A 12,279-nucleotide genomic window follows, 5' to 3' on the forward strand; every position below is an offset into this window, starting at 1 on the left:
GGGTAAGTAATTAAAAGCTGCGCTTTTTACGCAAGCAAGCTTTGTGTCTACACAAACCCAACGCACTTATCGTAATTCTGCTTGTTGATATAAAGCGAACGCATATTAATATCCCCCTGATAGCTGATAGCTGATAGCTGATAGCTGATAGCTTTAACACTTATCTATCAAAGCTTAAAAAAACCTGCTTGCTTAATTATCCATCTAAGCGTAAAATGCGCGCTCATTTCGGCTTTTACACTATTAATTCCTTGCCTTAAACCGACCGGCCGAAACGGTAGAAGGCTCTATTAACCGTAAGGAATATCCATGCGTCATTACGAAATCGTATTCATGGTTCACCCTGATCAGAGTGAGCAAGTATCTGGTATGATCGAACGTTATACTGGTTCTATCACTGAAGCTGGTGGTACTATCCACCGTCTTGAAGACTGGGGCCGTCGTCAACTGGCTTACCCAATCAACAAGCTTCACAAAGCTCATTATGTTCTTATGAACGTTGAAGCACCTACTGAAGTAATCAGCGAGCTAGAAACTACTTTCCGCTACAACGATGCAGTGCTTCGTAACTTAGTTATGCGTACTAAAAATGCAGTAACTGAAGCGTCTCCTCTTGCAAGAGAAGAGAAGAAAGAAGCACCAGCTGCTTAATTGTTTTGAGTCCTAGCATGGCACGTAGTCAGCAGTTAGTGTAATGGTTAGCCCATATATGAATCAGCTGGTTATATCGGGGGTTGTTTGTAAAACACCCAAGTTTAGCCAAAGCCCTGCAGGCATACCGCATTGTATTTTTGTTGTAGAACATAAATCGATGCAAACCGAAGCAGATCTTAACCGTAATAGTTACGTTAGGCTTCAGGTTGTTGCCAGTGGTAAGCAAATGCAACAACAGACTCAACATTTGCACGTTGGGCAGGCATTGCAAGTGAGTGGTTTTTTAAATCGCCACGAAGGTCGTAACGGCCTTAGCCAATTGGTTTTGCATGCTCAGCATATAGAAAGAATTATTTGAGGAATTAATCTCATGGCACGTTATTTCAGACGTCGTAAGTTCTGCCGCTTTAAAGCGGAAGGCGTACAACAAATCGATTACAAAGATCTAGCTACTCTTAGAAACTATGTTACAGAAAGTGGCAAAATCGTACCTAGCCGTATTACAGGTACTAGCGCTAAATACCAGCGCCAGCTAGCAACTGCTATTAAGCGTGCTCGCTACTTAGCCCTTCTTCCATACACTGACTTACATAAGTAAGCAGCGGATTAACAGTTTTTAAAAGGTGTAGAAACATGCAAGTTATTCTACTAGATAAGATCGCTAACCTAGGTGGCCTAGGTGACCAGGTTGTTGTTAAATCTGGCTTCGCACGTAACTTCCTTTTCCCGCAAGGTAAGGCAGTTCCTGCAACTAAAGCAAACATTGAAACGTTTGATGCTCGTCGCGCAGACTTAGAAGCGAAAATCGCTGAACAGTTAACTGCAGCACAAGCACGCGCTGATAAACTAGAAGCATTAGCAGAAGTTACTTTAGTATCTAAAGCTGGTGACGAAGGTAAGCTATTCGGTTCAATCGGTACTCGTGACATCGCTGACGCTATCTCAGCTGTTGGTGTTGAAGTTGCTAAATCAGAAGTTCGTTTACCTCACGGTACTATCCGTGAAACTGGCGAATTCGACGTTGCAATCGCAGTACACTCAGACGTAACAGCTACTATTAAAGTAATCGTTATTGCTGAAGCTTAATTTTTAATTAAGCCCAAAAAGCCGTGCTTTTAGCGCGGCTTTTTTGTATCTAAAATTCCTCTTTAATACCCATCTAATAGCTCTATATAAAATTATTTAACTATTTTTATTATTAGTTTAAACCTTTCTTGTCTGTCTTTGCGTCTTAGTAATCAATACACTCATTAATACACGTTTTTAAATAAAAATAATTAAAAGGCGACATCACGGATGTTACACACAAAACCCGAGCACACGTCCCTATGCGACCTTGCACTCATTGAGCGTGTTAAAGCGGGGGATCAAAATGCTTATAAGGCATTATATGAGCTGCATATAAAGCGTGTTTACGGTTTATGTTTGCGCTTACTGGCCGACGAAGCGCACGCTGAAGATGCCGCCCAAGAGGTGTTTGTGCAGGTGTGGCATAAAATAGCGCAGTTTGACGGGCGCTCACAATTTTCTACTTGGCTATACAGCGTAGCAAGCAACATTGCGATTAGTTATGTACGCAAACACAAAAGCTGGTTAAACAAAGTTGTGAGCATAGAACAAAGCGGTATGGATGAGCAAAGCGCGCAAAGTTGTAAGGGATTAAACGGGTTAGATAAATTAATTGTTCGCCTACCAGAGCGCGCCCGCATGGTGTTTGTTTTATATGCCATTGAAGGCTACCGCCACGAAGAAATAGCCCAGCAATTGGGAATGGCAGTGGGGTCGAGTAAGTCGCAATATCATCGTGCAAGGCAGTTATTACAAGAGTGGTACGAGTATGAGTAAACAAAATTTTGATGACTACTTAAACGAGTCTTTAAACAATTTAAATAAAGACATAGCGCCCAATAAAGCGCTTTGGCAGGGCATTGAACACGCCATAGTGACAGCTAAGCCACCTGCTGTTAAAGCGCCATTATGGCCTAAATTTAGCGCTATTGCTGCGTGCAGTGCAGCGGCGTTATTAGCAATAAATATATTTATGAGCAATAACGAGCCAAGCCAAGTGGCTGCTATGAGCGATTACTTTAAAGCGCAAAAGCAAAGTTTATTAGTGCAGTACAAAAACCAGGATGCACTTACCAATAACTGGCAAGCACAGTTACAAGAGCTTGAAGAAGCAGAGCAGGCAATTAAACAGGCACTTGAAAACGAGCCACAAAATCAGGCATTACTGACCATGTTGGCGCAAGTTTACCAGCAACAACTCGACTTAATTAACAAGGTGCATGCACCGCGTTGGCAGCAAATATAGGGGAATAACATGAAAGCAATTTTACTTGGGCTAAGCCTATTACCACTGAGCGTTTTAGCGGGCGAAAAAATAGATAAGCAAATAGAGGTGCCAAGCGGCGGCACTATTTTTATTGAAAACCAACGCGGCGATGTAAACATAACCGGCTGGGATAAAAACGAATTTAAAGTCTCCGGCGAGCTTGATGACAAGGCCGAAGGATTTGAGCTTAAAACGACAGGCGATAAAACCGAATTTATAGTAAAAATGCCACGCAATTTGGGATGGGGTAACAATGGAGATGGCTCTAACTTAACAGTATTTATGCCAAAAAGCAGTCGCTTAGAATTTGCTGGCGTAAATGTGTCAGTGACTGCAAAAACACTTAAAAAAGGCGCTGAGGTTGATGTTGTTAATGGTGAAATTACGGTAAATGACATTAGCGGCACTGTTAAATTAAGCACCGTAAATGGCGATGTAAACGCACAGAACTTAAGCGGCAATATTCAATTTGAAACCGTAAACGGTGAAATAAATGATAAGCAATCTAGCGGTGAGCTGCGTTTTAGTGCCGTAAATGGCGATATTAAATCAAGCACAACCGCAAACGACGTACGATTAGAAAACGTAAATGGCGATATCGATTTTACATTATCGAGCATAAAAAGCTTACGTATTAATACTGTAAACGGCGAAGCTGAAATACACATCAGTGAGTTGCTAAAAGGGGCTGATGTTCGCTATGAGTCGGTAAGTGGTGATGCTGATTTTTACTTCCCGCAAAGCGTGTCGGCTCAGTTTGAGATTAAAGCGCACGCCAACGGTAAAATTATTAATAAAGTTACCAGCGATAAAGTTACTAAAGCTAAATATGGCCCTTCTAGTGATTTAGAGTTTAGTGCCAATGGTGGCAGCGCAAGTGTTGAAATGGATACTATAAGCGGGCGAATTGAGCTGCGAACTAAATAACGCTAATTAGCGTTAATGATTACAAAAAGCAGGAAAAGATTTCCTGCTTTGCTATTTGCACAGCCCCGCCAAGTCGATAGAATAGAGCCATTCAATTTTAGTACTGTGAAGTTATGGCCAAACCAGATAAGCAAGTCGATACCCTTAAAGTTCCTCCCCATTCAATAGAAGCTGAACAATCTGTTTTAGGTGGCTTAATGCTTGATAACCAAGCTTTTGACCGCGTAGCAGAGCTGGTTGTTGCGCAGGACTTTTATACCCGCACCCATAAGCTTATTTTTGAAGCCATGACCGCGCTTGCTGAAGTGGGCGATCCGATAGATTTAATCACAATTTCAGAAAGTCTTGAAAAAAATAACCAACTAGCAGGCATTGGTGGTTTTGCGTATTTGGCCGAAATAGCTAAAAACACCCCAAGTGCTGCGAATATCGATGCATACGCCAATATTGTGCGTGAGCGCGCGGTAGTACGCGAAATGATTGGCGTAGCTAATGAAATAGCCGAAGCTGGTTTTAACCCAGAAGGGCGCACCAGCCACGACTTATTAGACTTTGCCGAGAGTAAAGTATTTAAAATTGCTGAGCAACGTACAAAAAGTACCGAAGGCCCGCAAAGCATTCATAACATTCTTGAAAAAACCGTCGATAAAATCGAAGAGCTATACCAGTCGCCGCAAGACGGTGTAACCGGTGTAAGCACTGGGTATGCTGATTTAGATAAAATGACAGCAGGTATGCAGCCTTCTGATTTAATTATTGTTGCAGCACGTCCTTCAATGGGTAAAACCACCTTTGCGATGAACCTTGCTGAGCACGCCGCAATGACGCAAGACAAGCCTGTGCTTATTTACTCATTAGAGATGCCCTCTGAACAAATTATGATGAGGATGTTGGCATCACTTGGTCGTATTAACCAAACTAAGGTACGTACTGGCCAGCTAGATGATGACGATTGGGCACGCCTTTCATCAACTATGGGGCTGTTGATGGAAAAAGGCAAAATGTATGTTGATGATGCATCGGGGCTTACACCTACCGATGTGCGTTCACGTGCAAGACGTATAGCGCGCGACCACGGTGGTATTAGTATGATCATGGTCGATTACCTTCAGTTAATGCGCGTACCTAGTTTATCAGATAATCGTACTTTAGAGATTGCCGAAATATCGCGTTCATTAAAAGCGCTCGCTAAAGAGTTACAGTGCCCGGTTATTGCGCTTTCGCAGCTAAACCGTACGCTAGAGCAACGTGCCGATAAACGCCCAATTAACTCAGATTTACGTGAATCAGGTTCAATAGAGCAAGATGCCGATTTAATCATGTTTATATACCGTGATGAGGTATACAACGAAGACAGTACAGAAAAAGGCATCGCCGAAATTATCATAGGTAAACAGCGTAACGGCCCAATTGGTAAAGTGCGCTTAACCTTCCAAGGGCAATTTTCTCGCTTTGATAATTACGCGGGGCCAGCAGTTGATGATGAATACTAATGCGCCTAGCCACTGCCGAAATTAACCTAACCGCCCTTGCGCATAACTTATCGCAGGTAAAACGTTTTGCGCCAAATAGCAAAATAATGGCGGTATTAAAAGCCAATGCGTATGGGCATGGTTTAGTAAAAATTGCCCAGCACTTAAATAGTGCTGATGCTTTTGCTGTTGCCCGAATTGATGAAGCCCTCGCACTGCGCGCCGGTGGTTTAACAAAGCCAATAGTACTGCTTGAAGGTTTTTTTAATAAAGCCGACTTACCTATTTTATTGGCTAATAATTTTCAAACTATTGTGCACGACGAAAACCAGCTTGCAGCAATAGAAAATGCCACCTTAGATGCGCCAATTACTTGCTGGCTAAAAATAAACACCGGCATGCACCGATTAGGCATAGCACCTGAGCAGTTTGACGCATTTTATAGCCGCTTGCAGCGCACACCCAATGCTAAAAGCACCATTAATTTGATGACCCATTTTTCGTGTGCCGATGATACGCACAATACTAAAACGGCACAGCAAATTAGCTTATTTGATACGCTTGTAAAGGGCATAGACCAAGCACATTGTTTATCAAACTCGGCCGGTATTATAGCTTGGCCAGCAGGACACGGCGATTGGATACGCCCAGGACTTATGCTTTATGGGGTGTCGCCAATGGCAAACTGCACAGGGCAAGAGCACAATTTAAAGCCTGTCATGCGTTTAACCACAAAGGTGATTGCAGTGCGTGATGTTGCCGCCCATGAGCGAGTAGGGTACGGAGGCCGTTGGCAAAGTGATAAACCAACCCAATTAGCCGTAGTGGCTATGGGTTATGGCGATGGCTATCCGCGTCATGCCAAAGAAGGCACGCCGGTTATGATTGCAGGACAGCGTTACGGTATTGTAGGCAGTGTGTCTATGGATATGATAAGCATTGATATAGGCGAAAACGAGCACAATGTTAAAGTAGGCGACAGCGTTACAATGTGGGGGCCGGAGCTTCCGGTTGAAGAAATAGCCCACTGCGCCGATACTATCCCTTACGAATTACTGTGTAATATTACACCGCGCGTAAGTTACGAGTACCAGCGATAGTTAATAAGTGATATTTATTCTTTAATAAAGTAAATATCACTAAAGCCCATACGGGCAAATTCTTGGTCACGAAAGTTACGTACAGCCGAAGAGCCTTTTGAGGTCATTTCTATTTGGCGTACCATGTTTAAGTAGTTAGTTAAATCAATACCTTCGGCAGCGGCAATAGCTTGATACATGTCGTGGTATTTGTCTTTTGCGAAGTTAATTTCGCGCGGTTGGTTTTTAAATGTATAGGTTATTCTGCGTGCCATAATAAGCTCAGCTAATTGAGTGTGAGTGTAATTTTACACTGTATTGAACTGGCATTGAACGATTTGTTGAAATCAAATAATTAAAAGTAGAGTTTAAAATGAAATTATCAGTAGAGATCAGTAAATACCCACTTCATCAAGATTACATTCCGTTTATTAAGGGCTTTATTGACCGTTTGAACGAATACGACAACTTAAAAGTGATCACCAATACGCTTTCTACGCAAATTTTTGGCGATTACGATTTAGTAATGCAAGTGCTAAACACCGAAATTAAACGCTCGTACGAAGAGTTTGGTAAGGCTATTTTTGTTTGTAAGTTTTTATCTGGCGATTTATCTCCAGAGTAATCGCCTTTATTTAACGTGTATTAAAAACGGTAACCGCACACATGGATTTTTTAACACAAACCTTAAGTGGTTTTACAGCAATGTCGCATTGGGAATATATTGCGGTAGGGTTGTCTATTGCTTATTTATTACTGGCAATAAAAGAGAGCCTATGGTGCTGGCCTGCCGCTTTTTTTAGCACGCTTATTTACACCATAATGTACTGGAATGGCGCGCTGCTTATGGAGTCGCTACTTAATTTTTATTACATGTACATGGCTGTATTTGGCTGGATGGTATGGCGCAAAGGCAAAGCAGATAATATTAGTATTACCTCATGGTCTACACAACGCCACGCCATTCTTATAGGCGCTACGAGCTTAGCGGCCATTATTATTGGCTATGTAATGCAAAACTACACCCACGCCGATTTTGCCTACCTAGATAGCTTTACAACCTGTTTTGCGGTGGTAACCACGTATTTGGTTGCTAAAAAAGTACTCGAAAACTGGCTGTATTGGATTGTTATTGATGCGGCCTCTATGTATTTGTATTACGAAAAAGGCTATTACCCAACGCTCGCGCTATTTATTTTTTACACTATTATGGCCGCGTGGGGATTTAAAACCTGGTACGAAGAGTACGAGCAAAGCCAAGCTAAGCCATTAGCGCAATTATAACGCATGCACCGTAATCCAAATATTGCCGCGTTATGTAGTGAGTTTTTGGCACCTGAGCACGTGCTACAAACCACTAAACTAGTGAATGGTTTAAGTAACGACAATTACCTAATAAAAACCGCACAGCAAAACTACTTATTAAAATGCTACAAATCGCATTGGCCTAAAATAGGGCTACAAGCCCAAACTGCACTTAGCCAGCATAACGTTTGCCCTAAACCCATTTGGCTCGATAAGGCTAACAGGCGAGCTGCATTTCGCTATATTTGTGGTGATATCGCTACTAATAATTACAGTATTGACCTAGTTGAGAAGTTGGCACGCGTTCATAGTTACCCTCTAGCTACACAGCCAATGGATATTGCAAAAGAGCTTGTGTGTTACGCTAATAGCAACATATATCAACAGCACAGCCGCTTAATTGAATATACGCTAAGCGCCATTAATGACATGCCCTACAACAGTGGCTTTTGTCATAACGATTTAGTTAAAGATAACCTAATAGTAAATTCAAGTGGCATGTATTTGATTGACTTTGAATATGCGCAAACAAACGACGTGTATTTTGATTTAGCGGCACTTGCGGTCAGCTTAGAGCTAAATGCGCACGCAGAGCACACTTTGCTTGAGCAATATAGTGCCCAGCAAGCAATACCCAGTGAGTTTTATTGCGCTTATGACAAGCTACGTTACTTTAAAGTGGTGTTTTTGGTGTTGTGTATAGGGTGGTATGAGCAGCGCGACATAAATAATAAGGTAAGCACATTACGCGCGCAGCTAAATAAGTTATTAAACGAGATAAAAGGTTAAAGCCCGCCAAAACGAGCGGCAAGCTCTTTGTACTTTGCTACTTCGTCAGCATCAAATTGGGGTTCACCGTTTTCATCTTCAGACTTGGCAATAAGCAAGCTCTCACGAGCAAGGCGTTTTACCCGCTCGGCTTTTACACCTAAAAACTCAGCCACTTGCTCAGTCGACATTAAACTCATAATTACATCCTCTATATAATCCGTAAGCATTCAGAACATGTTGCCAAACGGTTACTATTTTTTTATCGAATACCAATAAATAGCTTGTTTTTGGCAAGTTGTGAAGTGTTTTATCAAAAACAGTTTGATTTATAGGCATATAACTCAATGATGCTGGTATTTATTTAAAGATCTCTTTATTATTGCCAGTGCTAAAGCATTGATATCGCGAGTTAGTGTTTTAGCAACAAATGTGCTCTTGTGGTGAAATGGATATCACGTGGCCCTCCGGAGGCTAAGTTCTAGGTTCGATTCCTAGCAAGAGCGCCATTTGCTTTTTATTGTTTTCCTTGTTTACGTCTACCTTCATTTTAGTAGTCCTTTATAGTTATATGGTATTACCCTCAACTCAAAAAGTAGACTTTTAGGGTTAAATAATGCTATTTAGTAGGCATATTTAATTGTAGAAAACGCTTCTGCCATGCTCATCGCGTTACCCATTTCAGAGCTCACTCCAGGTATGTTTGTTGACAGTGTTACCAAACAGCATGAAGGGCTCAACAGTATAAAAATAAAAACCAGTGGCTTAGTGCGAAACCAGGCAATTATAAAACGCTTAGTAACCGAAGGCGTTTTAGAGCTGCTTATCGACTTTACCAAAGGCGATGCCGCCATACCCGATAAGTACAAACCTAAGAGTGCGTCCCCACAAAAGAGCACCACTTCAAGCAGTAAAACAAAACCACCCGCTGTAAAACCTGCGATTACCCTTGAGCAAGAATTTGCCAAAGCCAGCATTAACTTTGAGCAGCATAATCGCAAGCTGCAAGCTTTGTATGGTGATGTAACCACAGGGTTGTCGGTTAATTTAAAGGTGATTGATGAAATGGCTAACGATATAGTCAGCTCGGTATTTAGAAATACCAGCGCAATGACTATTTTAACCCGCATAAAAGACAAACATAGCTACAATTGGCGCCACATGATTAACTGCGCTATTTTTACCGCCGTATTTGCTAAATATTTAGGATATAAAGAAGAAGCCGTGCAGCAGCTTGCTATGGGCGCGTTACTTCACGACTTAGGCCAAGCTAAACTCCCGCAGGGGATTATTTCTAGGCCAAGTAAACTCACTAGCAGCGAAATGGATATTATTAAACGCCATGTGGCTCAAGGTTTAGGCTTGGTTAAAGGTGAAAAAGGCATTACCCCCCTTATACTCGACATGATAGTTAACCATCATGAGCGATTAGATGGCTCAGGCTATCCGCGTGGTATTACAGCTGAAAAGCTTAGCCGCCCAGCGCGCATCATGGCAATTGTTGATGTGTACGATGCGCTAACAGCCGATAGGCCCCATCAAGAAGGGGATGAACCCATTAATGCGCTGCGTTATTTGTTGGCTAACAAAGAGCTATTTGATGCAGAGCTAGTACAGCACTTTATTAAATGTTTAGGTGTGCACCCAGTAGGCACTATTGTTAAATTAACTAATGAGCGATTAGCTCTCGTGCTCGAGGGCAATAAATTAAATCCTATCAAGCCTAAAGTTAAGCTATTTTATAATGCTAAACACGGGCACCACGTCACCCCTAAAGACTTAGACTTAAATGAGCCTGATCAAAGTATTAAAATAGTGTCGAGTATCAAGCCACTCGACTATCAAATTAATTTGGCTCGTTTGTTAAAAGAGCACTTGTTGAATTAGCTTTTTTACAGCGCTTAAGTTTTTCGCGTTTAGCAGAAATATAAGCGCCTAAAAAACAACTCGCCATTAACGTTAGCCATAATAATGTTCCTTGCTGTACATGCAGTGCAATACAGCAAAAAGCTAACGACACTAATGCATTTAGCATGGCCCCTAACCAGTAATGGTTTACGGGGTTATCGCATTGGCCGGCTTGTGTGCAGGCACAATAGTTTGCTTTATAAAAACAAAACACACTGGCGCCACAAAAAATGAGCCCTGCAATAATAAGTAAAATGATCACCTATTTGCTTCCTTTGTGATTTTGTAATGAGTTTAAAATGCAGGGAATTACAAGTCAATCTAAATGATAATTAATTACAATTAGAGTATAAGCTCTAATAGCACATTTCTGCTCCGATGAGTTTTAAATAGTTGTTAAAATGTAGTTAAAAAACGTGTTTTTTGGTGTTTTTTGTCGCTTTGTTACAGTTTTTTATAAAAAATTAAGGTAGTGTAGCCAAGTTTAAAATCCTAATAACAACACATAGATACCCAAACGCTTGTTTGGTTAAGGACACAACAATGAAATTTTCTAAAACTCTTATTGCAGCTTCGCTTGCATTTGTTTCGGCTGATAGTTTTGCAGCCGCGTTTCAATTATCAGAGCAAAATGCATCGGGTTTAGGCCGTGCATATGCTGGTGAAGCATCTATAGCAGATGATGCGTCTGTTGTTGCTCGCAACCCAGCATTAATGACTTTATTTAAAGACAAGCAGCTAAGTGTTGCTGCTATTGGCGTAATTCCAGATGTGAGCTTAGAAGGTGAAAGTGCGCCAACAGGTATTGATGAGTCATCATTAGACGACGACAGCATTGCACCAAGTGCAGTGGTGCCAGCTGCTTACTTTACTATGCCTTACAACGATAAAGTATCACTTGGTTTTGGTGCGTTTTCTAACTTTGGTTTATCTACAGACTTTGAAGATGATTACTCAGCAGGTCAAATTGCTGGTAACACAGAAATATTTACTGTAAACCTTAATGCAAGTGTTGCATACAAAGTTACTGAGAAGTTTAGTTACGGTATTGGCTTAAATGTGGTTTATGCAGAAGCTGAAATAGTTCGTCATCTAGGCGTTACTCCATTACCTTACCCTGCTGAGACAGAGGTTGTGAATCTTGAAGGTGATGATACTGGTTATGGTTTAAATGTTGGCTTAATGTACCAATTAGATGAGAATAGCCGTTTTGGTTTTAATTACAGAACAGAAACTGACATCACATTTGAAGGGACTTATTCAAGCACCGCTCGAGGTATTGCTGAGCGTTCTGGATCTGTTGAAATTACGCTACCTGCAATAGCTGAGCTTTCTGGCTCACACCAACTAGATGAAAAGCTAGGCTTACACTACAGCGTTTTATGGACAGGTTGGAGCAGCTTTGACAAGTTAGAAGCTGACGTTAATTTACCACCAGAGCAAGGTTTTGAAAAAACAGAAGATTTTTCTGACTCTTTTCGTTATTCAATCGGAACAGACTACCAGCTAAATGAAAGTTTACTGCTTCGTGCAGGTGTAGCGTTTGATGAATCGCCAGTTTCAAAAAACCATTTATCAATCTCTATCCCTGATACAGACCGTTTTTGGTTCTCGTTTGGTGGTAACTACACAATAGACCAAAATTCTAACGTTGATTTAGGTGTAAGTATTATCCGTGGTAAAACACAAAACTTTACTGAAACTGATGATTCAGGCAGCGAATGGGGCTTCGAATCTAAAGGTCACGCTGTACTTGTTGGCGCACAGTACAACTATAAGTTCTAATGTAGCTGTGCCTTGTGGTTAATCGCAGGGCACAAAAAAGCCGCTC

The 12,279-nt window shown here is 41.5% G+C and carries 17 protein-coding genes and 1 tRNA gene; 15 read left to right on the forward strand and 3 right to left on the reverse strand.

Annotated features, from left to right (window positions below; genetic code table 11):
- Positions 1-309 precede the first annotated feature (309 nt).
- The 9 genes from rpsF to alr all read left to right on the forward strand — a co-directional run bounded on the left by rpsF (position 310) and on the right by alr (position 6,488).
- Positions 310-651, forward strand: a complete 342-nt coding sequence (gene rpsF / locus MTN96_RS25415) for a 30S ribosomal protein S6 (RefSeq protein ID WP_004588455.1) — start codon at positions 310-312, stop codon at positions 649-651.
- Between the two features lie 43 nt (positions 652-694).
- Entirely contained in the window at positions 695-1,012 is a 318-nt protein-coding gene (priB, locus tag MTN96_RS25420) for a primosomal replication protein N (RefSeq protein ID WP_004588456.1), read from the forward strand.
- Positions 1,013-1,024: 12 nt separating this feature from the next.
- Complete coding sequence (gene rpsR, locus MTN96_RS25425) at positions 1,025-1,252, forward strand: 30S ribosomal protein S18 (protein ID WP_002962753.1); 228 nt, start codon at positions 1,025-1,027, stop codon at positions 1,250-1,252.
- A 35-nt stretch (positions 1,253-1,287) separates the two neighbouring features.
- Entirely contained in the window at positions 1,288-1,740 is a 453-nt protein-coding gene (gene rplI / locus MTN96_RS25430) for a 50S ribosomal protein L9 (protein WP_004588457.1), read from the forward strand.
- A 210-nt stretch (positions 1,741-1,950) separates the two neighbouring features.
- Positions 1,951-2,499: an RNA polymerase sigma factor gene (locus MTN96_RS25435; RefSeq protein ID WP_248533072.1), complete on the forward strand. Its 549-nt coding sequence runs from the start codon at positions 1,951-1,953 to the stop codon at positions 2,497-2,499.
- Complete coding sequence (locus MTN96_RS25440) at positions 2,492-2,968, forward strand: hypothetical protein (protein ID WP_248444372.1); 477 nt, start codon at positions 2,492-2,494, stop codon at positions 2,966-2,968. Before MTN96_RS25435 ends, MTN96_RS25440 begins: the two co-directional genes overlap by 8 nt.
- 9 nt (positions 2,969-2,977) lie before the next feature.
- Positions 2,978-3,916: a DUF4097 family beta strand repeat-containing protein gene (locus MTN96_RS25445; RefSeq protein WP_248463210.1), complete on the forward strand. Its 939-nt coding sequence runs from the start codon at positions 2,978-2,980 to the stop codon at positions 3,914-3,916.
- Between the two features lie 113 nt (positions 3,917-4,029).
- Positions 4,030-5,409 (forward strand): replicative DNA helicase, encoded by a 1,380-nt coding sequence (dnaB, locus tag MTN96_RS25450; protein ID WP_004588461.1) that lies wholly within the window; start codon positions 4,030-4,032, stop codon positions 5,407-5,409.
- The gene (alr, locus tag MTN96_RS25455; protein WP_024031627.1) at positions 5,409-6,488 is read left to right on the forward strand and encodes an alanine racemase; all 1,080 of its coding nucleotides are present in this window, start codon (positions 5,409-5,411) and stop codon (positions 6,486-6,488) included. The genes dnaB and alr overlap by 1 nt, the downstream gene beginning before the upstream one ends.
- A 14-nt stretch (positions 6,489-6,502) precedes the next feature.
- Here the strand turns inward: alr and MTN96_RS25460 are convergent, their stop codons facing one another.
- Complete coding sequence (locus tag MTN96_RS25460) at positions 6,503-6,742, reverse strand: DUF2960 domain-containing protein (RefSeq protein WP_004588463.1); 240 nt, start codon at positions 6,740-6,742, stop codon at positions 6,503-6,505.
- A 98-nt stretch (positions 6,743-6,840) separates the two neighbouring features.
- On the opposite strand from MTN96_RS25460, the gene MTN96_RS25465 reads away from it, so the two are divergent.
- Genes MTN96_RS25465 through MTN96_RS25475 form a run of 3 tightly spaced genes read left to right on the forward strand, consistent with a single transcriptional unit; the run spans position 6,841 to position 8,561 of the window.
- Entirely contained in the window at positions 6,841-7,092 is a 252-nt protein-coding gene (locus MTN96_RS25465) for a hypothetical protein (protein ID WP_004588464.1), read from the forward strand.
- A gap of 41 nt (positions 7,093-7,133) precedes the next feature.
- A complete protein-coding gene (pnuC, locus tag MTN96_RS25470; protein ID WP_004588465.1) occupies positions 7,134-7,751 on the forward strand; it encodes a nicotinamide riboside transporter PnuC in 618 nt (205 codons plus the stop codon).
- Between the two features lie 3 nt (positions 7,752-7,754).
- Positions 7,755-8,561 (forward strand): phosphotransferase, encoded by an 807-nt coding sequence (locus MTN96_RS25475; RefSeq protein ID WP_248533074.1) that lies wholly within the window; start codon positions 7,755-7,757, stop codon positions 8,559-8,561.
- Here MTN96_RS25475 and MTN96_RS25480 read toward each other — a convergent pair.
- The gene (locus MTN96_RS25480) at positions 8,558-8,740 is read right to left on the reverse strand and encodes a hypothetical protein (protein WP_024031630.1); all 183 of its coding nucleotides are present in this window, start codon (positions 8,738-8,740) and stop codon (positions 8,558-8,560) included. The two genes, MTN96_RS25475 and MTN96_RS25480, sit on opposite strands and share 4 nt — an antisense overlap.
- 234 nt (positions 8,741-8,974) lie before the next feature.
- Here MTN96_RS25480 and MTN96_RS25485 point away from each other — a divergent pair.
- Both MTN96_RS25485 and MTN96_RS25490 read left to right on the forward strand, forming a co-directional pair.
- Positions 8,975-9,049 (forward strand) — tRNA-Arg (locus MTN96_RS25485).
- A 151-nt stretch (positions 9,050-9,200) separates the two neighbouring features.
- On the forward strand, positions 9,201-10,427 hold the full coding sequence (locus MTN96_RS25490) for an HD domain-containing phosphohydrolase (protein WP_248533076.1): 1,227 nt from the start codon (positions 9,201-9,203) through the stop codon (positions 10,425-10,427).
- Here MTN96_RS25490 and MTN96_RS25495 read toward each other — a convergent pair.
- Positions 10,387-10,710: a hypothetical protein gene (locus tag MTN96_RS25495; protein ID WP_029772472.1), complete on the reverse strand. Its 324-nt coding sequence runs from the start codon at positions 10,708-10,710 to the stop codon at positions 10,387-10,389. The two genes, MTN96_RS25490 and MTN96_RS25495, sit on opposite strands and share 41 nt — an antisense overlap.
- A 281-nt stretch (positions 10,711-10,991) precedes the next feature.
- Here MTN96_RS25495 and MTN96_RS25500 point away from each other — a divergent pair, with 281 nt between their 5' ends.
- Complete coding sequence (locus MTN96_RS25500; RefSeq protein WP_248533078.1) at positions 10,992-12,233, forward strand: outer membrane protein transport protein; 1,242 nt, start codon at positions 10,992-10,994, stop codon at positions 12,231-12,233.
- Positions 12,234-12,279: the final 46 nt, after the last annotated feature.

The organism is Pseudoalteromonas sp. 2CM28B (assembly GCF_023161935.1).

Excerpts from the sequence above, each read along its gene's own strand:
- rpsF (WP_004588455.1), top strand. The coding sequence starts at position 310 with ATGCGTCATTACGAAATCGTATTCATGGTTCACCCTGATCAGAGTGAG.
- priB (WP_004588456.1), top strand. The coding sequence starts at position 695 with ATGGTTAGCCCATATATGAATCAGCTGGTTATATCGGGGGTTGTTTGT.
- rpsR (WP_002962753.1), top strand. The coding sequence starts at position 1,025 with ATGGCACGTTATTTCAGACGTCGTAAGTTCTGCCGCTTTAAAGCGGAA.
- rplI (WP_004588457.1), top strand. The coding sequence starts at position 1,288 with ATGCAAGTTATTCTACTAGATAAGATCGCTAACCTAGGTGGCCTAGGT.
- MTN96_RS25435 (WP_248533072.1), top strand. The coding sequence starts at position 1,951 with ATGTTACACACAAAACCCGAGCACACGTCCCTATGCGACCTTGCACTC.
- MTN96_RS25440 (WP_248444372.1), top strand. The coding sequence starts at position 2,492 with ATGAGTAAACAAAATTTTGATGACTACTTAAACGAGTCTTTAAACAAT.
- MTN96_RS25445 (WP_248463210.1), top strand. The coding sequence starts at position 2,978 with ATGAAAGCAATTTTACTTGGGCTAAGCCTATTACCACTGAGCGTTTTA.
- dnaB (WP_004588461.1), top strand. The coding sequence starts at position 4,030 with ATGGCCAAACCAGATAAGCAAGTCGATACCCTTAAAGTTCCTCCCCAT.
- alr (WP_024031627.1), top strand. The coding sequence starts at position 5,409 with ATGCGCCTAGCCACTGCCGAAATTAACCTAACCGCCCTTGCGCATAAC.
- MTN96_RS25460 (WP_004588463.1), bottom strand. The coding sequence starts at position 6,742 with ATGGCACGCAGAATAACCTATACATTTAAAAACCAACCGCGCGAAATT.
- MTN96_RS25465 (WP_004588464.1), top strand. The coding sequence starts at position 6,841 with ATGAAATTATCAGTAGAGATCAGTAAATACCCACTTCATCAAGATTAC.
- pnuC (WP_004588465.1), top strand. The coding sequence starts at position 7,134 with ATGGATTTTTTAACACAAACCTTAAGTGGTTTTACAGCAATGTCGCAT.
- MTN96_RS25475 (WP_248533074.1), top strand. The coding sequence starts at position 7,755 with ATGCACCGTAATCCAAATATTGCCGCGTTATGTAGTGAGTTTTTGGCA.
- MTN96_RS25480 (WP_024031630.1), bottom strand. The coding sequence starts at position 8,740 with ATGAGTTTAATGTCGACTGAGCAAGTGGCTGAGTTTTTAGGTGTAAAA.
- MTN96_RS25490 (WP_248533076.1), top strand. The coding sequence starts at position 9,201 with ATGCTCATCGCGTTACCCATTTCAGAGCTCACTCCAGGTATGTTTGTT.
- MTN96_RS25500 (WP_248533078.1), top strand. The coding sequence starts at position 10,992 with ATGAAATTTTCTAAAACTCTTATTGCAGCTTCGCTTGCATTTGTTTCG.